At 69.8% G+C, this 19,962-nt stretch carries 23 protein-coding genes, 2 pseudogenes and 1 riboswitch; of the genes and pseudogenes, 17 read left to right on the top strand and 8 right to left on the bottom strand.

The window, feature by feature from the left end; genetic code table 11:
• The first annotated feature begins 175 nt into the window (after positions 1-175).
• Positions 176-1,619: pseudogene (locus ACWCQS_RS37835) on the top strand (PepSY-associated TM helix domain-containing protein).
• A 70-nt stretch (positions 1,620-1,689) separates the two neighbouring features.
• Here the strand turns inward: ACWCQS_RS37835 and ACWCQS_RS37830 are convergent.
• Positions 1,690-2,049 (bottom strand): ArsR/SmtB family transcription factor, encoded by a 360-nt coding sequence (locus ACWCQS_RS37830; protein WP_451008688.1) that lies wholly within the window; start codon positions 2,047-2,049, stop codon positions 1,690-1,692.
• A gap of 49 nt (positions 2,050-2,098) precedes the next feature.
• A riboswitch (cobalamin riboswitch) is annotated at positions 2,099-2,319 on the top strand.
• Positions 2,320-2,346: 27 nt separating this feature from the next.
• Here ACWCQS_RS37830 and ACWCQS_RS37825 point away from each other — a divergent pair.
• The 10 genes and pseudogenes from ACWCQS_RS37825 to ACWCQS_RS37780 all read left to right on the top strand — a co-directional run bounded on the left by ACWCQS_RS37825 (position 2,347) and on the right by ACWCQS_RS37780 (position 10,651).
• Positions 2,347-3,456: a HoxN/HupN/NixA family nickel/cobalt transporter gene (locus ACWCQS_RS37825; protein ID WP_451008687.1), complete on the top strand. Its 1,110-nt coding sequence runs from the start codon at positions 2,347-2,349 to the stop codon at positions 3,454-3,456.
• A gap of 117 nt (positions 3,457-3,573) precedes the next feature.
• Positions 3,574-3,968 (top strand): annotated as a pseudogene (locus ACWCQS_RS37820) (heavy metal translocating P-type ATPase); the annotation flags it as partial.
• 206 nt (positions 3,969-4,174) lie between these two features.
• Entirely contained in the window at positions 4,175-4,657 is a 483-nt protein-coding gene (locus ACWCQS_RS37815; RefSeq protein WP_451008686.1) for a Fur family transcriptional regulator, read from the top strand.
• Positions 4,600-5,910, top strand: a complete 1,311-nt coding sequence (locus ACWCQS_RS37810) for a CobW family GTP-binding protein (RefSeq protein WP_451008685.1) — start codon at positions 4,600-4,602, stop codon at positions 5,908-5,910. The genes ACWCQS_RS37815 and ACWCQS_RS37810 overlap by 58 nt, the downstream gene beginning before the upstream one ends.
• Complete coding sequence (locus tag ACWCQS_RS37805; RefSeq protein ID WP_451008684.1) at positions 5,907-6,188, top strand: hypothetical protein; 282 nt, start codon at positions 5,907-5,909, stop codon at positions 6,186-6,188. The genes ACWCQS_RS37810 and ACWCQS_RS37805 overlap by 4 nt, the downstream gene beginning before the upstream one ends.
• Positions 6,189-6,486: 298 nt before the next feature.
• Positions 6,487-7,464 (top strand): metal ABC transporter solute-binding protein, Zn/Mn family, encoded by a 978-nt coding sequence (locus ACWCQS_RS37800; protein WP_451008683.1) that lies wholly within the window; start codon positions 6,487-6,489, stop codon positions 7,462-7,464.
• A 9-nt stretch (positions 7,465-7,473) separates the two neighbouring features.
• A complete protein-coding gene (locus tag ACWCQS_RS37795; RefSeq protein WP_451008682.1) occupies positions 7,474-8,415 on the top strand; it encodes a metal ABC transporter ATP-binding protein in 942 nt (313 codons plus the stop codon).
• Entirely contained in the window at positions 8,402-9,313 is a 912-nt protein-coding gene (locus ACWCQS_RS37790) for a metal ABC transporter permease (protein ID WP_451008681.1), read from the top strand. Before ACWCQS_RS37795 ends, ACWCQS_RS37790 begins: the two co-directional genes overlap by 14 nt.
• On the top strand, positions 9,310-10,179 hold the full coding sequence (locus ACWCQS_RS37785; RefSeq protein ID WP_451008680.1) for a metal ABC transporter permease: 870 nt from the start codon (positions 9,310-9,312) through the stop codon (positions 10,177-10,179). Before ACWCQS_RS37790 ends, ACWCQS_RS37785 begins: the two co-directional genes overlap by 4 nt.
• Positions 10,180-10,192: 13 nt before the next feature.
• Complete coding sequence (locus tag ACWCQS_RS37780) at positions 10,193-10,651, top strand: Fur family transcriptional regulator (RefSeq protein ID WP_451008679.1); 459 nt, start codon at positions 10,193-10,195, stop codon at positions 10,649-10,651.
• A 35-nt stretch (positions 10,652-10,686) separates the two neighbouring features.
• Here ACWCQS_RS37780 and ACWCQS_RS37775 read toward each other — a convergent pair whose 3' ends face one another.
• Positions 10,687-11,409, bottom strand: a complete 723-nt coding sequence (locus ACWCQS_RS37775; RefSeq protein ID WP_451008678.1) for a cation transporter — start codon at positions 11,407-11,409, stop codon at positions 10,687-10,689.
• A gap of 2 nt (positions 11,410-11,411) precedes the next feature.
• Positions 11,412-11,747, bottom strand: coding sequence for an ArsR/SmtB family transcription factor (locus ACWCQS_RS37770; RefSeq protein ID WP_451008677.1), 336 nt, complete (start codon positions 11,745-11,747; stop codon positions 11,412-11,414).
• Between the two features lie 126 nt (positions 11,748-11,873).
• Here ACWCQS_RS37770 and rpmF point away from each other — a divergent pair, with 126 nt between their 5' ends.
• From rpmF to infA, 4 genes are all read left to right on the top strand, one after another.
• Positions 11,874-12,044, top strand: coding sequence for a 50S ribosomal protein L32 (gene rpmF / locus ACWCQS_RS37765; protein WP_055709034.1), 171 nt, complete (start codon positions 11,874-11,876; stop codon positions 12,042-12,044).
• Positions 12,045-12,050: 6 nt separating this feature from the next.
• On the top strand, positions 12,051-13,232 hold the full coding sequence (locus tag ACWCQS_RS37760; protein ID WP_451008676.1) for a GTP-binding protein: 1,182 nt from the start codon (positions 12,051-12,053) through the stop codon (positions 13,230-13,232).
• 250 nt (positions 13,233-13,482) lie between these two features.
• Positions 13,483-14,280 (top strand): GNAT family N-acetyltransferase, encoded by a 798-nt coding sequence (locus ACWCQS_RS37755; protein ID WP_451008675.1) that lies wholly within the window; start codon positions 13,483-13,485, stop codon positions 14,278-14,280.
• Positions 14,281-14,353: 73 nt separating this feature from the next.
• Positions 14,354-14,578, top strand: coding sequence for a translation initiation factor IF-1 (gene infA, locus ACWCQS_RS37750; protein ID WP_451008674.1), 225 nt, complete (start codon positions 14,354-14,356; stop codon positions 14,576-14,578).
• A 22-nt stretch (positions 14,579-14,600) separates the two neighbouring features.
• On the opposite strand, the gene rpsR is transcribed toward infA, so the two are convergent.
• Genes rpsR through rpmG form a run of 4 tightly spaced genes read right to left on the bottom strand, consistent with a single transcriptional unit; the run spans position 14,601 to position 16,457 of the window.
• Entirely contained in the window at positions 14,601-14,843 is a 243-nt protein-coding gene (gene rpsR, locus ACWCQS_RS37745; RefSeq protein WP_451008673.1) for a 30S ribosomal protein S18, read from the bottom strand.
• Between the two features lie 20 nt (positions 14,844-14,863).
• A complete protein-coding gene (locus ACWCQS_RS37740; RefSeq protein WP_451008672.1) occupies positions 14,864-16,033 on the bottom strand; it encodes a GTP-binding protein in 1,170 nt (389 codons plus the stop codon).
• Positions 16,030-16,287 (bottom strand): type B 50S ribosomal protein L31, encoded by a 258-nt coding sequence (locus ACWCQS_RS37735; protein WP_330337050.1) that lies wholly within the window; start codon positions 16,285-16,287, stop codon positions 16,030-16,032. Before ACWCQS_RS37735 ends, ACWCQS_RS37740 begins: the two co-directional genes overlap by 4 nt.
• A 5-nt stretch (positions 16,288-16,292) precedes the next feature.
• A complete protein-coding gene (gene rpmG, locus ACWCQS_RS37730; protein WP_014150502.1) occupies positions 16,293-16,457 on the bottom strand; it encodes a 50S ribosomal protein L33 in 165 nt (54 codons plus the stop codon).
• 80 nt (positions 16,458-16,537) lie between these two features.
• Between rpmG and rpmB the strand changes: the two genes are divergently transcribed.
• Both rpmB and rpsN read left to right on the top strand, forming a co-directional pair.
• On the top strand, positions 16,538-16,774 hold the full coding sequence (gene rpmB, locus ACWCQS_RS37725; RefSeq protein ID WP_053667034.1) for a 50S ribosomal protein L28: 237 nt from the start codon (positions 16,538-16,540) through the stop codon (positions 16,772-16,774).
• Positions 16,774-17,079 (top strand): 30S ribosomal protein S14, encoded by a 306-nt coding sequence (gene rpsN / locus ACWCQS_RS37720; RefSeq protein ID WP_451008671.1) that lies wholly within the window; start codon positions 16,774-16,776, stop codon positions 17,077-17,079. Before rpmB ends, rpsN begins: the two co-directional genes overlap by 1 nt.
• Positions 17,080-17,274: 195 nt before the next feature.
• Here the strand turns inward: rpsN and ACWCQS_RS37715 are convergent, their stop codons facing one another.
• A complete protein-coding gene (locus ACWCQS_RS37715; RefSeq protein WP_451008670.1) occupies positions 17,275-19,344 on the bottom strand; it encodes a putative Ig domain-containing protein in 2,070 nt (689 codons plus the stop codon).
• Positions 19,345-19,962 lie beyond the last annotated feature (618 nt).

Here is a 19,962-nt window from a genome sequence, read left to right as displayed (position 1 = left end):
AGGGCAACGCGAAGGCGGCCCGCATGGGCGACTCCCTGTTCCAGTCGCTGCACGGCGCCGGGCCGCCGACCCTCGCGACCGACCGGGTGTTCCACATCACACCAACGGCACGGAACTCACCGTTCCGCTCAGCCGACAGCTGACGTGACACCCGTACGCCCCAGGAGCAGTCCCCATGTCCGTCGAACCGCCCATCACCGTCCCACCCCGCACGGCCGGCGATGCCGGTGAGTCGGCCCCGGGCCCTGTTTCGGCCTCGGCTCCCTGGGCCCTTCGCGCGCTGCGCCCGCTGGTGCTGCGCCTGCACTTCTACGCGGGCGTGTTCGTCGCGCCGTTCCTGCTCGTCACGGCGGTCACCGGACTGCTGTACGCGGGCTCGTTCCAGGCCGAGAAGATCGTGTACGCCCACGAACTGACCGTCCCGGTCGGCGACCACAAGCTGCCGATCTCCCAGCAGGTGAAGGCCGCCCGCAAGGCCCACCCCGAGGGCACCATCTCCGCCGTGCGGCCGTCACCGCAGCCCGATGCGACCACCCGCGTGCTGCTGTCCGGTGTCAAGGGCATAGCCGCCGACCACACCCTCGCCGTGTTCGTGGACCCCTACACCGGCAAGGTGCGCGGCGCCCTGGAGCAGTACGGCTCCACCGGCGCCCTGCCGCTGCGCACCTGGATCGACGAGTTCCACCGCGAGCTGCACCTGGGCGACTCCGGCCGCCTGTACAGCGCGTTCGCCGCCAGTTGGCTCTGGGTGATCACGGGTGGCGGGCTGGTGCTGTGGTTCGGTCGGCGCCGCGCCCGCCGCAAGGTGCGCGGCGCCACGGGGCGGCGGCGCTCCCTGACCCTGCACGGCACGGTGGGTGTGTGGGCGGCCGGCGGGCTGCTCTTCCTGTCGGCGACCGGCTCTGACCTGGTCCACCTACGCCGGAGCGCACATCGGCGACATCCGCGAAGCCCCCGGCCAGTCCACGCCGTCCGTCACCGCGACGGTGGGCAGCGGGCACGAGGGACACGGCTCCATGGCGGGCATGGACATGAATGGCATGGAGAGGGGCTCGCACTCCGGCGCACGGTCCGACGTGGGTCTCGACGCCGTCCCGAAGACGGCCCGCGCCGAGGGCCTGTCCGATCCGGTCGAAATCGTGCCGCCCGCGGACTCCTCCTCCGCCTATGTCGTACGGCAGATCCAACGCAGCTGGCCGGAGAAGCAGGACTCGATCGCCGTCTACCCGGCCACCGGCAAGGTCACCGACGTCCTGCGCTTCTCCGGCTACCCGGTGCTGGCCAAACTGACCCGGTGGGGCATCGACGCCCACACCGGCACCCTGTTCGGCCTCGTGAACCAGATCGCGCTGGCCGGCCTCGCCCTGGCCCTGGTCCTCCTCATCCTCTGGGGCTACCGCATGTGGTGGCAGCGCGGCCGCGGCTCCGCCTTCGGCCGCCCGATTCCCCGCGGTGCCTGGCGGCAGGTGCCGGTGTACGTGCTGGTGCCCTGCGTCGCGGTGGTCGCCGTCGTCGGCTACTACGTCCCGCTGCTAGGGATCCCGCTCGCCGGCTTCCTCGCGGTGGACATGGTCCTCGGCTGGGTCACACGCCGTCGTACCGGGCACGCACACGCCTGAACCGAGCGGCCGCACCTGCGCGGGAGCGTCGCGCGACGCTTGCCGCGATCGCGTGCGGCCGCGGGTCTCGTCATGCTTCTCGGGACACGCACTGTTCGAGCAGTGCGGCCATCGGGCCCTCGACCAGCCGGTAGCGCACGATTCGGCCGTCCTTCTCGCCGTGGACGATGCCTGCGGTTCGCAGCAGGCGCAGGGCCTGGGACACGGCGGTGTCCCTCATGCCGGTGGCGACGGCCAGGTCGGAGACGGCGATGGGAGCGGCCTCGTGAAGGGCGAGCAGCAGGGCCAGGCGCCCGGGATCCGAGAGCAGCGAGAAGCGGTCGGCCCAGGCGCGTACACGCTCCGGCTCGCCGACGGCGGCGATGGCGTCGCAGACCCGATGGCCGTCGATGGTGCGCTGCCCGGCGCGCTCCGCGGGGACGAGATGCATGGACCCATCATCGCAGTCCACGAAATGCCGCCTCAATACCTGCACACTTATGCAGCCTTGCAGCCTCGGCCTCCGGCCTTCTAGGGTGAGCGGGCCGTGGTGTTCGGGAAGACCGGTGACAGTCCCTCAGGGGCTCAGTCCGGAGCGGCCCTCGCCACTGTGATCGGGGAGTTCCCGCCCCATGCATTGCCACTGGCCTCGCGGCCGGGAAGGCAGGGGCGGGCGCGATGACCCGTCAGCCAGGAGACCGGCCACGGCAGCACGAAGCTGATCCACGAGGTGCTGGAGCGTGACCGAATGACCATGCCCGAAGGCGTGCCCGAAACTGCCGTCTCCCCATCCTTCCGCTGGCGGCGCGAGGATACCCTCCGAACCGCCGGCCTCCTGGCCGTGATCGTCGCCTTGCACGTGGTCGCCTTCGGGATCCTCTTCCTGCTCGTGGTCCCGCGCCACTACGAGGTCGGAACCAAGGCGTTCGGGGTGGGTCTCGGCATCACGGCCTACACCCTCGGCATGCGGCACGCCTTCGACGCCGACCACATCGCCGCGATCGACAACACCACCCGCAAGTTGATGGCCGACGGCAAACGGCCGGTGTCGGTGGGCTTCTGGTTCGCGCTCGGCCACTCCAGCGTGGTCGTCGTCATGGCGGCGCTGGTCGCCGGCGGCGCCAAGCTCGCCGGCACCCTGATGAACGACAGCTCCCGGACCCACCAGGTCCTCGGCACCGTCGGCACCACGGTCTCCGGCGGCTTCCTGTACCTCATCGCCGCGCTCAACCTCGTGGCGCTGTTCGGCATCGCCCGCGTCTTCAGGGCCATGCGGAACGGCCAGTACGACGAGGCCGAGTTGGAAGCCCACCTCGACTCGCGCGGCTTCATGAACCGCATCCTGGGCCGGCTCACCAGGTCCGTCCGCCGGCCCGGCCAGATGTTCCCGCTCGGTTTCGTCTTCGGCATCGGTTTCGACACCTCGACCGAGGTGTTGCTCCTCGCCCTGGCCGGCAACGGCGCCGCCGCCGGCCTCCCCTGGTACGCGGTCCTGTGCCTGCCCCTACTCTTCGCCGCCGGCATGAGTCTGTTCGACACGCTCGACGGCACCTTCATGAACTTCGCCTACCAGTGGGCGTTCTCCAACCCCGTCCGCAAGGTGTTTTACAACCTCACGATCACCGGCCTGTCCATCGCCGTCGCCTTCTTCGTCGGCACGATCGAACTGGTCGGCGTCCTGCACGACAAGCTCGGGCTGAGCGATGGCGTCAGCGGATGGATCTCGGGCCTGGACCTGGACAACGTCGGCTACGTCATCGTCGGCCTGTTCGTGGTCGTCTGGGCCGTGGCCATCGCCTACTGGCGGCTGGCCAGGGTCGAGGAACGCTGGGGTACCCACACCGCCGACGCCGGCTGACGACGCCACTACGGAAAGCGGGCGGGCTCTGCCTGGACGAAGTCGAGGAAGGCAATCCACTCGTCCAGCGGGTAGCGCACACGGACGACCGAATCGCTGCGGCGATGAGAGCAGTGCAGGGAACTGGAGCAGGCCGGCCGCAAGGTCCAGGTCGTGGGGAAGGCGTCAACGACGCGCCCGCCCTGGCCGCCGCCCACACCGGCATCGCCATGGGCCGAGCCGGTTCGGACCTCGCCCTGGAGACCCCCGACGCGGTGATCGTGCGCGACGAACTGGCAACCGTGCCCGCCGTCATCGCCCTCTCCCGCCGGGCCCGCCGCCTGATCATGCAGAACCTGGCCATCGCCGCCGTGTTCATCTCCGGCCTGGTCGTCTGGGACCTCACCGCCACCCTCCCCCTGCCCCTCGGCGTCCTCGGCCACGAGGGCTCGACCGTCATCGTCGGCCTCAACGGCCTGCGGCTCCTGCGCGAGGCCGCCTGGACCCGGGCCCGCACGGAGGGCCAGCCCTGACTCGCCCCGCCCCATGGCCCGCCGTACCCGCGCAGGTGCGGCGGGCCATTGCCGTCTGATTGCTCCGGCAGCACTGCTGAACCCAGGCGATGCCGCCCAGTCACACATGACTGAGCGTTCATATGGACATGGATTTCATTTCCATCTACGGTGGAGCGTGCCGACCCGGCACGAGCCATAGGGGGTGATGCGCCATGGGCGGCCGGATGACCCGACAACGCAAGGCGGTCACGCGGATACTCGCGGCCTGCCAGGACTTCGTATCGGCCCAGGAGTTGTACGCCCTTCTGGTGGCCGGCGACCACTCGATCGGCCTGACCACCGTCTACCGCGCCCTGCGTGAGCTGGAGGTGGACGGCGGCGTGGACGTCGTACGCGACGAGACCGGCGGGCGGCTCTACCGGCTGCGTCCGGCCGACGGGCACCGCCACTACCTGATGTGCCGCGACTGCGGTCGCAGCCGGCCGGTGGACTCCGAGGTCGTCGAGGAGTGGGCGGGCCGGATCGCCGCCGCGACCGGCTTCACCGCGGTGGAGCACACCGTCGAACTCACCGGCGTCTGCGCCGACTGTCTGCCCCACACCGACGGAGGCCGGCCGTCCGGGGACGGAGATGAAGGAGAGGAACAGCCATGCCACTGGGAGCTCGCCGCTGGCCTCCGGAGCCCAGTCCGCAGCTGCGCGAGCTGAAAGAGGCCGTGCGTGCCCTGCTCGATCTCGACGACGACACCGCCGTCCTGATCCGCCAGCTCGCCTGCACCGAACCGGGCTGCCCGCCGTTGGAAACCGTCATCGTCGTGTTGCCGATGGAGGGCGACGCCCGCCGCTGGACCCTGCACCACCCCGCCGACCAGATCACCGAGGACGACCTGCGCGACGCTCTCCTCGCCACACCCGAACAGCACGACCAGGAGACTGAATTGACCTCCCCGGAACCCGCCGAACCCCGCGATGAGCGGGTCCCCGTCACCGTCCTGACCGGCTTCCTCGGCGCCGGCAAGACCACCCTCCTCAACCGCATCCTCACCGAGAACCACGGCATGAGGATCGCCGTGATCGAGAACGAGTTCGGCGAGGTCGGCATCGACGACGCCCTCGTCCTCGACGCCGAGGAAGAGATCTTCGAGATGAACAACGGCTGCATCTGCTGCACCGTGCGCGGGGATCTGATCCGCATCCTGGGTGCGCTGATGCGGCGCCGCGAGAAGTTCGACCACATCCTCATCGAGACCACCGGCCTCGCCGACCCCGCGCCCGTCGCGCAGACCTTCTTCATGGACGACGAGATCGCCTCCCAGCTGCGGCTGGACGCCATCGTCACGCTCGTCGACGCCGCACACGTGCTCCAGCACCTGGACGAGATCAAGCCGGAGGGCGTGGAGAACGAGGCCGTCGAACAGATCGCCTTCGCCGACCGCGTCGTCCTCAACAAGACCGACCTGGCCGACGAGGAGACCATCGGACAGGTCGTGCGCCGCATCCGGGCCATCAACTGCGGAGTGCGGATCATCCCCGCAGAGCGCGCGCACATCAATCTGCACGAAGTGCTGGACGTGGGCGCGTTCGACCTGGAGCGGGTGCTCGCCGACGACCCCGCCTTCCTCACCGAGACCGAGCACCAGCACGACACCACCGTCACCTCGGTCGGCATCGAGCTGACCGGGGAGCTGGACGAGGACCGGCTCAACGCCTGGCTCGGCCAGTTGCTGCGCACCAAGGGCGTCGACCTGTTCCGCTCCAAGGGCATCCTCGCGATCGCCGGAGCGCCCAAGCAGTACGTCTTCCAGGGCGTCCACATGCTGCTGGACGGCACCTTCGGACGCGACTGGCGCGAGGGCGAACCCCGCACGAACAAGCTGGTGTTCATCGGCCGCAACCTCGACCGCGAGGCCCTCGAACGCGGTTTCGCCGACTGCCTGGTCACGGCGGGAGCGGCCGCGTGAGTACGACGGTGCAGTCCCCGCTCGCCTGGGAGGCCGGCGTCGACGACGCACCCGTCGCCCTCAGCGCGCGGGGCGATCTGGTCGCCGTTGCCGGGGCCGAGGGGACGGTGAAGGTTCTCGACGCGCCGATGGGCGCCGAGATCGGGGCGTTCGAGGTTCCCGGGGGCGCACTCACGGTCGCGCTCTCCCCGGATGCCGGGTACGTGGTGGCGACCGGCCCGATGGGGTACGCACCAGTCGCCGGAGTTCCGCGACTGCTGAACCACTGCCGGTCGTAACCGCCGACTGCCGGAACCGGCGTTCGCCAGTCAGGCCGGCCACTTCGTCCCCTCGGCGGCCGTCGCCCACCAGGACGCCCGGTCCTCGTGAGCGACGGCCGCCGGCGCTTGTCCCGGCGGCATCCGCCACACCCCCTACTTGCGCAGCCCCCCCGAGCACTCGTACGCCCAGTCAAAAGATGGCAACGGTTTTCATCTGATATTGATCTGAAAATCATTTCCATCTAGCGTCGAAGGTGTCGCCACACGGCCGGCGCGTGTCCGGTGCGCGCCCGGTATCGCCCGAAGGAGCTCCCGCATGTCTACCGCCCCCGCCTCCCGTACCGCCCGGCCGACCGCGAGGATCGCACTGGTCACCGCGACGGCCGCCCTGACGGCCGTGACGGCGTCCGCCTGCTCGACCTCCTCCTCGCACACAAGCGACACCGCCGCGACCAGCAGTGGCAGCGGCTCGGGCAAGGCGATCCAGGTGGTGGCGGCGGAGAACTTCTGGGGCAGCATCGCCTCCCAGCTCGGCGGCAGCCACGTGAAGGTGACCAGCATCATCAACAACCCTGACGCCGACCCGCACGACTACGAGCCGACCGCCGCAGACGCCCGCACCGTGGCCGGCGCCCAGTACACGATCGTCAACGGCATCGGCTACGACGCCTGGGCGGACAAGCTGCTGGCCGCCAACCCCGGCAGCGGACGCACCCAACTCAAGGTCGGCGACCTGGTCGGCATCGAGCCGGGCGGCAACCCGCACCGCTGGTACTCCCCGGACAACGTCCACCAGGTCATCGAGAAGATCACCGCGGGCTACAAGAAGATCGACCCGGCCGACGCGGCTTACTTCGACCAGCAGAAGACGACCTTTGAGACGAAGACGCTCGCCGGCTACAACAAGCTCATCGCCGACATCAAAGCGAAGTACGCGGGCACGCCGATCGGTGCTTCCGAGTCCATCGTCACGCCGCTCGCCGAGGGCCTGGGGCTGAAGATGCTCACCCCGGAGACATTCCTGGACGCGATGAGCGAGGGCTCCGACCCCACGGCCAAGGACAAGGCCACCATCGACCAGCAGATCAAGAACAAGAAGATCAAGATCTACGTCTACAACTCCCAGAACTCCACGCCGGACGTGCAGGCGCAGGTCAAGGAGGCCAAGGCCCAGGGCATCCCGGTCGCCACGGTGACCGAGACCCTCACCCCCGCCGGGGCCACCTTCCAGCAGTGGCAGACCACCCAGCTGCAGGGCATCGAGCAGGCCCTGGCCAAGGCCACCGGGAAGTGAACCAGAGCCATGAACCCGATAGCGAAGGCCCGCGAAGCCGTCACACACACCAGCAGTCACACCGTCCCCGGCCGCCGAAGCGGGGGGCACGACACGGCCACAGGAGCGGGAAGCGATCCGGTGGTCGCCCTGCGCGGGGCCGCCGTGCGCGTCGGCGGCCGGACGCTGTGGTCGGGGGTGGACCTTCGCATCGGGGCCGGCGAGTTCACCGCCGTGCTCGGCCCCAACGGCGTCGGCAAGTCCACCATGATCAAGGTCCTGCTGGGCGCCCTGCCCGCGGCGGCCGGCGAGGTTCGGGTGCTCGGCGCCCGGCCCGGGCAGGCCAACGACCGCATCGGCTACCTGCCGCAGCGGCGCAGCTTCGACGCCGATCTGCGCATCCGCGGTGTCGATGTGGTGCGCATGGGCCTGGACGGTGACCGGTGGGGGGTGCCGCTGCCGTTCCCGAGCGCGCGTCGGCGGTCCGCCCGTGCACGGGTGGACGAGGTGATCGAGCTGGTCGGGGCGTCGGCGTACGCGCACCGGCCCATCGGGCAGTGTTCCGGCGGCGAGCAGCAGCGCCTACTGATCGCCCAGGCACTGGTCCGCAGGCCCGAACTGCTCCTGCTCGACGAACCGTTGGACAGCCTCGACCTGCCCAACCAGAGCGCCGTCGCGGCGCTGATCGGGCGCATCTGCCATCACGAGGGTGTCTCGGTGGTCATGGTCGCCCATGACGTGAACCCGATACTCCACCACCTGGACCGGGTGGTGTACCTGGCCGAGGGCGGCGCCGCCGCGGGCACACCGACCGAGGTCATCACCTCCGAGACGCTGACCCGGCTGTACGGCACACCGGTCGAGGTGCTGCAGACCTCGGACGGGCGACTGGTCGTGGTGGGCCAGCCGGAGGCACCGGCCGTGCACACCGACCGGCACGACACTCCGGGGAGCGGTCATGCTGCTGGCTGAGGCAGGGGCACCAACCTGGTCGTGGAACCTCCTGACCGACTTCCAGGACATGTGGTCCTACCCCTTCATGGTCAACGCGTTCCGCGCCGGCGCGGTCGTGGCCGTGGTCTCCGCGGTCGTGGGGTGGTTCGTGGTGCTGCGGCGGCAGACGTTCGCCGCGCACACCGTCTCCGCCGTCGCCTTCCCCGGCGCCGCCGGAGCGCTCCTGCTCGGGTTCAGCGCGGTCTACGGCTACTTCACGCTGTGCGTGGCCGCCGCGCTGGTGATCGCGGCCCTGCGGGGCGGCGGTGAGCACGAGGAGTCGGCGCTGACCGGGACCGTGCAGGCGTTCCTGCTCGCGTCCGGCTTCCTGTTCACCGCCCTGTACAGAGGGCTGCTGGAGGGGCCGCAGACCATTCTCTTCGGCACCTTCCTGGGAATCACCTCCTCCCAGGTGACCGTGCTGACGGTGGTCGGTGCGGTGGTGCTCGCGGTGCTGGCGCTGATCGGGCGGCCGTTGCTGTTCGCGTCCGTGGACCCGCAGGTGGCCGGCGGGCGCGGGTTGCCGGTCCGCGCCCTCTCGGTGGTCTTCCTCGTCCTGCTCGGTGCGGCCACCGCCGAGGCGAGCCAGATCACCGGGACCCTTCTGGTCTTCGCCCTCATGGTGATTCCGGCCGCCACCGCGCAAGTCCTCACCGCCCGCCCGGCGTTGAGTCTGACCCTGGCCGTCCTGCTGGCCTTCGCCGCGACCTGGCTGGGACTCACCGCAGCCTACTACTGGCCCTACCCTCTGGGCTTCTTCGTGACGACCATCGCCTTCGCCGGATACCTGCTCGCGCTGGGCCGGCGCTCGCTGCGCGAGGGACTCGCTCGCACCCGGGCCGGGGCCACGCCCGCCGCCAAGGAGGTGGTCGCATGACCGTCCTGCTCGCCGTCTCCCCGCTGTCCCACCCGTTCTTCCTGCACGCCTTCCTCGCCGGTACCGCCATCGCCGCCGCCTGCGGGCTGGTCGGCTACTTCCTGGTGCTGCGGGCCCAGGTCTTCACCGGCGACGCGCTCAGCCACGTCGCCTTCACCGGCGCGATGGCCGCCCTCGCCTTCGGCGCCGACCTTCGCCTCGGGCTGTTCGCCGCCACCATCGCCATGGCGCTGCTCTTCGGCACCCTCGGCCGCAAGGCGCGACCCGACGACGTGGTCATCGGGAGCGTCTTCTCCTGGATCCTGGGCCTTGGCGCCTTCTTCATCACGCTCTACACGACCTCGCGCAGCACCACCAACGGCACCGCAGGGGTGAGTGTGCTGTTCGGCTCCGTCTTCGGCATCTCCTCCAGCAGCGCGGCAGTCGCCGCCCCTGTGGCAGCCGGGGTCGGCCTGCTGGTGGTCCTCATCGCCCGACCGCTGCTGTTCGCCACGCTCGACGAGGCCGTGGCTGCGGCTCGTGGGGTACCGGTCCGGCTGCTCGGCTACGGCTTCCTCGCCCTGGCCGGGATCAGCGCCGCCGAGGCCACCCAGGCGGTCGGCTCCCTCCTCCTGCTCGGTCTGCTCGCCGCCCCGGCCGGCGCCGCGATCCGGGTCACCGATCGCCCCTACCGGGCGCTCGCCCTCTCCGCAGGGCTGGCGGTGCTGGAGATGTGGGCGGGGCTTTTCGCCTCGTACGCGGTGCCGAAGATGCCGCCGAGCTTCGCCATCATGGCCGCCGCCACGGCCGTCTACGCCGCGACCTTTCTGATACGACGCCCGGTCCCCCGTCCTCGTACGCGCACCGCCGTCCCCACCGGCACATGAGCGAAGGCACCCGATGGCACCCGACCGCCAGCGCACCCCCACCCCCTCGCACGACGTCACGCTGATCGGCCGCCTCACCCAGCAACGCACCATCGTGGTCGAGGCGCTCATCCGGGCCGACGGCTTCGTCGGCGCCCAAGCCCTCCACAACCAGCTCGCCGCCGCCGGCTCACCGGTCGGCCTCTCCACGGTCTACCGCACGCTGGCCGGCCTGGCCGGCGTCGGCCGGGCCGACATGGTGCGCGACACCAGCGGTGAACGCCTCTTCCGCTACCGCCCGGGACCCGAACACCGCCACTACCTCATCTGCACCGAATGCGGCCTGAGCCGCCCCGTCGACTCCGGCCCGGTGGAGGAATGGGCCGACACCATCGCTCAGACCTCCGGGTTCGCGAACGTCCGGCACACGGTGGAGCTGTCCGGAGTGTGCCCGGACTGCGGCCGAGGAAAAGCGGCGGACGAACGCCAGTGAACTCTGGCGCCACTTCCTTTCCGGAGTGGTCTCCGTCAAGGGCAGCAGTCGCACCCCGAAGCACAGCCGCAGGCATCCGCCTTCCGCCCGGGCGCGCCCGGTGCAACGGCCGCCGGCACCGCACAACACCCCTCCCCACGCCACGCGTCGCGCCCCTCCTTCACCGCGACCGCGGCAATGACCAGGGCCGCCAGCGGATCCGCCCACGACCAGCCGAACACGGCATTGACGACCAGGCCCACCAGCAGCACCGCCGACAAATAGGTGCACAGGAGGGTCTGCTTGGAGTCGGCCACGGCAGATGCGGAGCCGAGTTCCCGACCGGCGCGACGCTGGGCCGCCGACAGGACCGGCATGACCACGAGCGAGAGGGCAGCCAGCACAATCCCGGGCAGGGAGCGCGTGGCCTCGCCTGAGCCGGCCAGGGCCCGTGCGGCGTCGACGGTGACGTAGGCGGCGAGCGCGAAGAACGACAGCGCGATGATCCGCAACGCGGTCTTCTCCCGGGCCTCACGCACCGCGTGCTCGCGGGCGGAGAACTGCCAGGCGACGGTGGCGGCCGAGGAGACCTCGATGACGGAGTCGAGGCCGAAGCCGATCAGCGCGGCGGACGAAGCCAGGGTCCCGGCCGTGAGGGCGACGGCCGCCTCGACGGCGTTGTAGGTGATGGCCGCGGCAATCAGCAGCCGTATCCGCCTGGCAAGCGCGCCGCGCCTGGCCGGGTCGGGGCCGAGGGAGAGGGATATCTCTGCGCTCACGGTCAGCAGCACCCCTTGTCCTCGGCATCGACACACGTCCGGTCGCCCTCGACGGCGACCACGGCGGTGCGCAGGTCGTCGAGCGCGTGGCCGAGACGTTCGTCGGCGAGTTCGTAGCGCGTGCGACGGCCGTCGGGGACGGTGACGACCAGGCCGCAGTCACGCAGGCACGCCAGGTGGTTCGACAGCCTGGTGCGGGAGACATCCAGCGCGTCGGCGAGGTCGGCGGGATAGGCGGGTGCTTCCCGCAGGGCGAGCAGGATGCGGCAGCGGATCGGATCGGCGAGCGCCCGGCCGAACCGGACCAGGACCTCGATGTCGGAGGCAACAGTCAGCACACCGTCAACGATACACAGATTCCTGAATTCAGGTGAGCCTGAACTAATGAATCGCCCCCTAGCCGGTTCATAATGGTGTTCATTTTCATGTAGCCTCTACTCGCTACCCCAACCAGGAGGATTCCCATGGCCGTTCCCAAGCGGAAGATGTCCCGCAGCAACACCCGCCACCGCCGCGCACAGTGGAAGGCGACCACGCCGGCGCTCGTACCGGTCATCGTCGACGGAGTGTCATACCTGGTACCGCAGCGGCTGGTAAAGGCGTACGAGCGCGGTCTGCTGCGCCCCGAGGGCTGAGCGTCGATGCCGTCCAATCCCTCCGGCCGACTGCCCGTCACCGTCCTGTCCGGTTTCCTCGGCGCGGGCAAGACCAGCCTCCTCAATCATGTCCTCGGCAACCGCGAGGGCCTGCGCGTCGCGGTCATCGTCAACGACATGAGCGAGGTCAACATCGACGCCGCCCTGGTGCGGGGCGGCGAGGCGGCACTGTCGCGTACCGAGGAACGCCTGGTCGAGATGACCAACGGCTGTATCTGCTGCACCCTGCGCGACGACCTGCTTCAGGAGGTCGACCGGTTGGCCCGCGAGGGCCGCTTCGACTACCTGCTCATCGAGTCGTCCGGCATCTCCGAACCCATGCCGGTCGCCGCGACCTTCGCCTTCGCCCGCGACGACGGCGCCACCCTCGCCGACCTCACCCGCCTGGACACCATGGTCACGGTCGTGGACGCCGCGAACTTCCTGCCCGAGCTGGCAAGCGGTGACGAACTCGTCGAGCGCGGCCTGGACCAGTACGAGGACGACGAACGCACCGTCAGTGACCTGCTGATGGACCAGATCGAGTTCGCCGACGTCATCGTCCTCAACAAGCTCGACCTCGTGGACAAGGAGTCGTACGACCGGCTGCGGGCGACACTCACCCGCCTCAACCCGGCCGCACGCCTCGTCCGGGCCGTCCACGGCCGCGTGAAGGTGAGCGACGTACTGGGCACCCGGCTGTTCGACCTGGAACGCGCCCAACAGGCCCCCGGCTGGGTGAGGGAACTCAACGGCGACCACGTACCCGAGACGGAGGAGTACGGGATCTCCTCGACCGTCTTCCGCTCTGAACTGCCCTTCCATCCAGGCAGGTTGTGGACGTTCGTGACCGAGGAACTCGACAGCGGTGCGTACGGACAGATCCTGCGCTCCAAGGGCTTCTTCACCCTCGCCAGCCGCCCGCATGTGACGGGCCTGTGGTCACAGGCCGGCTCCGTCGCACGCTTCGAGCCGTCCGCTGCACGCGACAGCGAGAGCCCCGAGTGCCAGGAACTGGTCTTCATCGGCACGTACCTGCACGCGGACGCACTGCACGCGGCACTGACCGACTGCCTCATGGCGGACGAGGAGAGCCTGCCGCCCACGGACCCGTTCCCCACCTGGGACACCTATGGCATCGACGACACCTGCGAGCACGAGCATCCCCAACTCGTGGCGGGCCCCTGAGGACCCCGGGCCGGGCGGCGAACACAGCCACGGCGCCGCCCGGCCCGGTATGGACACCAAGAGCTCCGGATAAATGCGTTGGGCTGACCGGCCCCCGCTGATAGCGTCTGGGCGGCCGTGAGAGAACGCGAGGAGGTGAGACCCATGAAGGCTGTATCCATGTGGGTGCTCCCCCATGTCGTCACGGTGGGCGATTGACGTAGGTGTCGCCGGGAGCGCCTCGGACAAGGCACTCCTGAGAGGCAACCCTATGAACTTTGTGCATTCCACTCCGGGCACGGACAACCATCCGGTTGTGGTCACGCGGGTCTCGGACACGCAGTGGCACGCTGTGGAGGACGACCTGACGGTCGGCCGCGGCGTCGCTTCGCGTCGGCCCGACGGGCGGCTCTTCGTCAGCATCGACGCGTGGCACGGCGCGGTCTTCGATCGCATCGCCGACGCGATGCTGGCGGACCTCTCGACACCGCTGTACACCGTCGTCGACGAGGCCGACCACGACTCGAGGTCCGCCTGGGAGCGGACCGGCTTCACCACCGCACGCCGCGAGTGGGGCTGTCTCGTGCCCACCGACCCGCAGATCACCGGGCTCGGCTCGGTACGGCCCCCGTCCGGCGTGACGATCGTGCCCGCCGGTGAGGCGGAGGAGGGCCCGTTGCGCGCCCTGGACCGCATCGTCCGCGACGAGATCGAGGCCACCGTCGGATGGCAGACGATGCCGGCCGACGTGCTGCCCCGCCCGGCGGGGACCACCGTGCTCGACCCGTCGAAGTACGCGGTGGCAAGGCACGTGGACGAGTACGTGGGACTGGTCCGGGTGGGACCGCTGACCCGGCAGCCTCGGATCGGGCTGATCGCCGTCCGGGCCGATCGGCACCGCCGTGGCATCGCCCGGGCGCTGCTGGCCCACGCGCTCGGTTCCTTGCACCGCTCCGGGACCGCTTCGGCATGGGCCGAGGTGAACGAGTCCAACGCGGCGGCCGCCGCCCTGTTCGAGAGCATCGGTGCCCGGCGGGCGGCCAGCACCCTGGAGCTCGTCCGCCACTGACGCTCCGACGCATCGCACCGAGCGGCCGCTTCCTACTGAATTCGCCGTCACAGAACGGGAGAAGTGAGAGACCATGACAAAGGCAGCAGGGGGCGTAGAAGCCGAAGGCACCGTCATCGAGTGCCTGCGCAACGCCACCTTCAAGGTGGAACTCCAGAGTGGGCACACAGTGCTCGCCCACATCAGCGGGAAGATCCGGAAGAACCGCATCAAGATCCTCCCGTACGACCGAGTGCTCGTGGAACTCAGCCCCTACGACCTCACCCGCGGCCGGATCCGCTACCGGTACAGGGCGTAACGGAAGGTGCGGCGCCATCGCTCTATCGGGAGCCGTAGGGCAGGAGCGCCATCTCACGTGCGTTCTTGATGGCCTGTGCTACCTGCCGCTGCTGCTGACGCGTCACGTGGGTCACCCGACGGCTGCGGATCTTTCCGCGGTCGGAGATGAACTTCCGCAGCAAGTCGGTGTCCTTGTAGTCGATGTAGGTGATTCCGGCGGCGTCCAGCGGGTTGGTGCGCTGGCGCTTGGCAGTCTGACGCCGGATGCTTGTGCGTCGGGTCATGGTGAGGCCGGTCCTCTCTTTCAGGTCACGGGGTCGAGCAAGTCGTCGAAGGTGTACGGGAGTTGCTTCCAGCGGTCCCTGCCCGCCGCGTACTCGTCGTCGGTGAGCAGGCATGAGTCGAGCAGGGCCGACAGGCCGTCGCGGTCCAGGCCGGGCGAGGTGAAGGTGAGGTACTGGCAGCGGTCGCCGTGTTCCGGGTGCCAGTCCACCAAGGCGGCGAGGCGGCGCTCGGCGGGCACCATCTCCCAGGCGGCGTCGGGCAGAGCTGCCAGCCAGGGCCCGGCCGACTCCACGCACAGCGCGCCGCCGGCGGCGTCCCAGGACAGCAGTGTGTCGGGGCGGTCCGCCAGCCAGAACCGCCCCCGGCTGCGCGCGGCGGCGCAGGTGAGGTCCTCAAGCGCCGCGTACAGGCGCTGCGGATGGAAGGGCCGTTCGCGCCGCCAGACGAAGGTGCTCACGCCGTGCTCGTCGCACTCCTGCGGCAGCAGCGCGCACGCAGGATGCACACGGGCGGCGGCCGCTGCCACGTCGAAGCCCGCCAACAGCGCTGCCCCCAGGGCACCGTCGCTCTCCACCCGTACGCTTCGTGCGCCTGGTGTGAGCTGGGCGAGCAGCGCGTGGTCGGTGTCGTCGGCGACCTCGTCGCAAGAATCGTCGTCGCCGAGGGCGATCACCGTGGGGTACTCCAGCTGCCGGGCGAAGGTGTCGGCGACCGTGCGCTGGTCGGTCGGCGCGGCGGCGAGGCCGACGTCGGCCAGGTCGTCGCCGTTGGACAGGTACGGCAGGACGAGTGCGGGGTCGACCGCGGTGGCGACACCGGTCAGGGCCAGCGGTGCGCCCGCGGCGGCGATGACTGCGGCCATGGCCTGGGGCTCGACGGAGTCCCACAGTTCCACGACGGCCAGCCGGTACGTTCCCTCCGCTGCGAGCCGCAGCAGTTCGGGGACGAGATCCTCGCGAAGTGCGCAGCACGCGCAGTCATTCACCAGGGGTGCGTTGCCACTGCCCAGCAAACCGTCGGCGTCGCGCACCGTCCGGCGCACCGCGCTGTCCACGGCGGACGTCAGATCGTGGTGCAGCGCGACCGAGCCGGGGACCGTACGCAGGATCTCCTCGACGGCGGCCCGGCGGGCGTCCGCGTGCAACCCGCCGACGATCGCCACCGGCAGCCGCGCCTCGCCCCCGTTCACCGCTCGCTCCGTCCGCGTCCGTACCGCCGCTCGAAGCGTTCGACCCGCCCCGCGGTGTCCAGGACCCGTTGGGTGCCGGTGTAGAAGGGGTGGCTCGCCGAGGAGATCTCGACGTCGATGACCGGGTAGGTGTTGCCGTCCTCCCATTCGATGGTCTTGTCGCTCGTGGCCGTGGACCGGGTGAGGAAGGCGTAGTCGGCGGCGCGGTCACGGAAGACGACCGGGCGGTACTCGGGGTGGATTCCGGGTTTCACGGCTCTCAGCGCTCCTCACGGAAGTCGACGTGGCGGCCGGCGACCGGGTCGTACTTGCGCAAGGTGAGCCGGTCGGGGTTGTTACGACGGTTCTTGCGGGTCACGTAGGTGTAGCCGGTACCGGCGGTGGACCTCAGCTTGATGATCGGGCGCAGTTCGTTACGGGCCATGGACAGCATCATACAGAGATTGGTTTTCATTTTCATCTGGCGCTAGTGTGCTGCTGCATCCACCCCAAGGAGGAACAGCCATGTCCGCCCACTGCCAACTCACCGGCCGACAGCCCGGCTTCGGGCACCACATCTCCCACTCGCACCGGCGCAGCAAGCGCCGTTTCGATCCCAACGTCCAGAGCAAGCGCTACTGGTTGCCGAGCGAAGGCCGGCACGTCCGGCTCACGCTCTCGGCCAAGGGCATCAAGACGGTCGACACGATCGGCATCGAGGCCGCGGTGGCCCGCATCCGCGCCCGTGGAGGGAAGGTCTGATGGCGAAGGAGAGCAAGATCGCAAAGAACGAGCAGCGGCGGCTCGTCGTGGCCCGATACGCCGCGCGCCGCGCCGCGTTGAAGGCGATCATCGCGTTCCCCGGAAGCTCTGAGGAGGACCGTGCCGCCGCCCAGCGGGAACTACGCCGGCAGCCGCGCGACGCCAGTGCCACCCGCCTGCGCAATCGCGACTGCGTGGACGGCCGCCCCCGCGGCTACCTGCGCGCCTTCGGCCTGTCCCGTATCCGCGTACGCGAGATGGCCCACGCGGGCGAGCTCCCTGGCGTGACCAACAGCAGTTGGTGACCCGGCACACCAGGGGCTCACAACGGGCGCGCCAGCGACGCAGCCCGTATCTGTGACCGGTTTCGAACGCGCCTTCCGCCACTCTGAACGGCGGGCGGCGGCACCAGCTCGTGGCGTGCTGCAACGAGCAGGTGGGTACGGCGTGCCCCGCACGCGGACGGCTTCCGCGTGCGGGACCCGGGGTCGTGCGGAGGATCAGCTGGTCGTCAGGGCGGTGTCGTCCACGACGAAGCTGGTCTGCAGCGAGGAGTCCTCCACGCCGTTGAACTTCAGGGTGACGGTCTGGCCCGCCAGCGAGGACAGGTCGAAGGTCTTCTGCGCGTACCCGGAGTTGTGGTTGAGGTTCGAGTAGGTCGCCAGGGTGGTCGAACCGGCGGTCACCGTCAGCTTGTCGTACTGGGTGCTGGTGGTGGTCTCCGAGGTGTCGATGTGCAGGTAGAAGGTGAGCGTGGCCTTGCAGCCGGCCGGGATCGTCACCGACTGGGACAGCGTGTCGGTGTGCGAGGAGCCGTAGCCGTCGAGCCAGGCGTAGTACGAGCCGCTGTGGGCCGCCTCACCGGTGTCGTTGACGATCACACCGCTGGTGGCGGTCCAGCCGGTGTTGCCCGACTCGAAGCCCGGGTTGGCCAGCAGCTGGGAGGAGGTGCAGCCGCCTCCGCCGGAGCCGACGGTCCAGGTGAAGGAGGTCGAGCCGGAGGCTCCGGTGGAGTCCTTCGCGGTGACGGTGACCTGGTAGGTGCCCGCGGTGGACGCCGTGCCGGAGATCAGGCCGGTGGAGCTGTTGATGGACAGACCGGTCGGCAGGCCGCTCGCGCTGTAGGTGAGGGAGGCGCCGCCGCTGTCGGTGGCCTTGATCTGCAGGCTGACCGAGCTTCCGGTGGTGGTGGACTGGCTGCCGGGGTTGGTGACGGTCACCGTGTTGCCACCGGTGGAGCCGGCGGTGAAGGCGGCGGTGCCGTTCGGGGTGCCCCAGCCGGTCGGGCCGTCGTAGCCGGTGCCCGCGGTGCAGAAGTACGACGGGGAGCAGCTGCCGTTGTTGCCGCTGGTGACGTCGTACAGGTTGCCGGTGTGCTGGTAGGGGTACTTCGCCGGGTAGTCGCTGGAGCCCGGAGTGCCCGCGAGAGCGTAGACGGAGGCGATGATCGGCGAGCTGGCGCTGGTGCCGCCGTAGACCGCCCAGCCGGTGCCGCCGTAGGTGTCGTAGACCGCGACGCCGGTGGCCGGGTCGGCGACGGCGGAGACGTCGGCCTCCATGCGCTTGGTGCAGCCGGTGTCGGTCTGCCAGCTCGGCTTCGGGTCGTACGCCGAACAGCCGGAGCCGGTGCCCTCGGTGGAGTTGGTGTGCCACACCGACTCGCTCCAGCCGCGGGAGTTGGAGGCGGTGGTGAGCGCGGTGCCGCCGACGGCCGTCACGTACTGGGAGGTGGCCGGGTACTCGGCGCCGTAGGCGGAGTCACCCGAGGACACGGTGATCGCGACACCCGGGTGCTTGAAGTACGACGTGTCGTCGCTGGTCTGCGAGGAGGACTCGGAGCCGCCCCAGCTGTTGGAGATGAACTTGGCGCCGAGTGCCACGGCCTCGTTCTCGGCGGCGCCGAGGTCGGCCATGCTCGCGGAGTTGGCCTCGACCAGGATGATGCTGCAGTTCGGGCAGACCGCGCTGACCATGTCGATGTCGAGCATCTCTTCACCGGCCCAGCCGCTGTCGTTGGTCGGCAGCGAGGTGGTGGAGCCGGTCTGGCTGACCTGCTTGAAGCAGCCGTTGGCCTTGGTGCAGGACGACAGGCCGTACGTGGAGCGGTACGTGGCCAGGTCCGACTCGGCGTTGGGGTCGTTGTAGGCGTCCACGATGCCGACCGTCATGCCCGAACCGGCCGCCGTGGGCAGGTTGTAGGCGCTGTGCAGGTTGGCCGGGGAAAGGCCGGAAGGCGCGGCAGCGGCAACCGCCGAGGCGAGCCGCTGCTTGATGTCGGTACGGCGCTGGGCGAAACAGGACGCATGACCCGGCTCGGCGGTGGCGCACAGGTGCTGGGTCGGCACCTTCTGGCCGGCCTTGCCGGTCGAGTGGTAGGTCTGCCGCTCGGGGGCGGTCAGTGCCTTGTTGTTCTGCGTGACCTTGGAGGTCTGAGGGTGGGTCGCGGCAGGCTGGGCGCCGGCCGTCGGTGCGGCGGTGAATCCGGCGACGGTCAGTGCGAGGGCGGGGAAGGCGACGGCGACGAGTCTTCGCAGACTCCGTCTCCGCCCGCTCGGGTGTGACTCACGCATGGGGTACTGCCTCCGGTTGACGTGGGGTTTCGCACTGGATGGGCAGGCCCGTGATTGCGCGTAGCGGCGGAGGAACCGCGCAGTCAGGAGCATGACACTCACAGCCCCCTGCCACGCCGGGTGAGCGTGACATGACAGGGTGCGGGGGGAACGTAGACCGGAACAGGTCCTACCGGGCAGTACCAGGTCGAATTCTTTGCTTCTCCATAGAATGCGGTTGGCCCCCTCATGGGGCCGGCGCGTGCTGGCCAGGCATTGGACCCAGAGCTGGCCCTGGTGGGTGTCGACGGCATCTTCCGTGAACGGGGCTCATTCTGTTGATCAGCCTGAACTCCCTTCCGGGACCGCACAGCAACCGCAAGCGCTCCTTTCACCGTTGTCCAGCGTCTGCGGCACCCTCCACGAGCCCGATGACGTCAGCCGGCCGCGCACCGCCGCGCCGCCTCTGGCCACCGGCGTTGGGAACGCGCCGCAAGGGCTCTCCAGCCCCGAGACTGAACGGATCTACGACCCGACCACGCCCCTTCGCGTCCTGCCGCACACCCGCAGAGGAGCCGTGCTCCTCCCATGGCGACGGGAGTTTCGCGGCACGCAACCCCGGGGGCGGCGCGGAAAATG

This window comes from Streptomyces sp. NPDC002076, from assembly GCF_053593835.1.
This window is presented reverse-complemented; position numbering and strand designations above follow the sequence as displayed.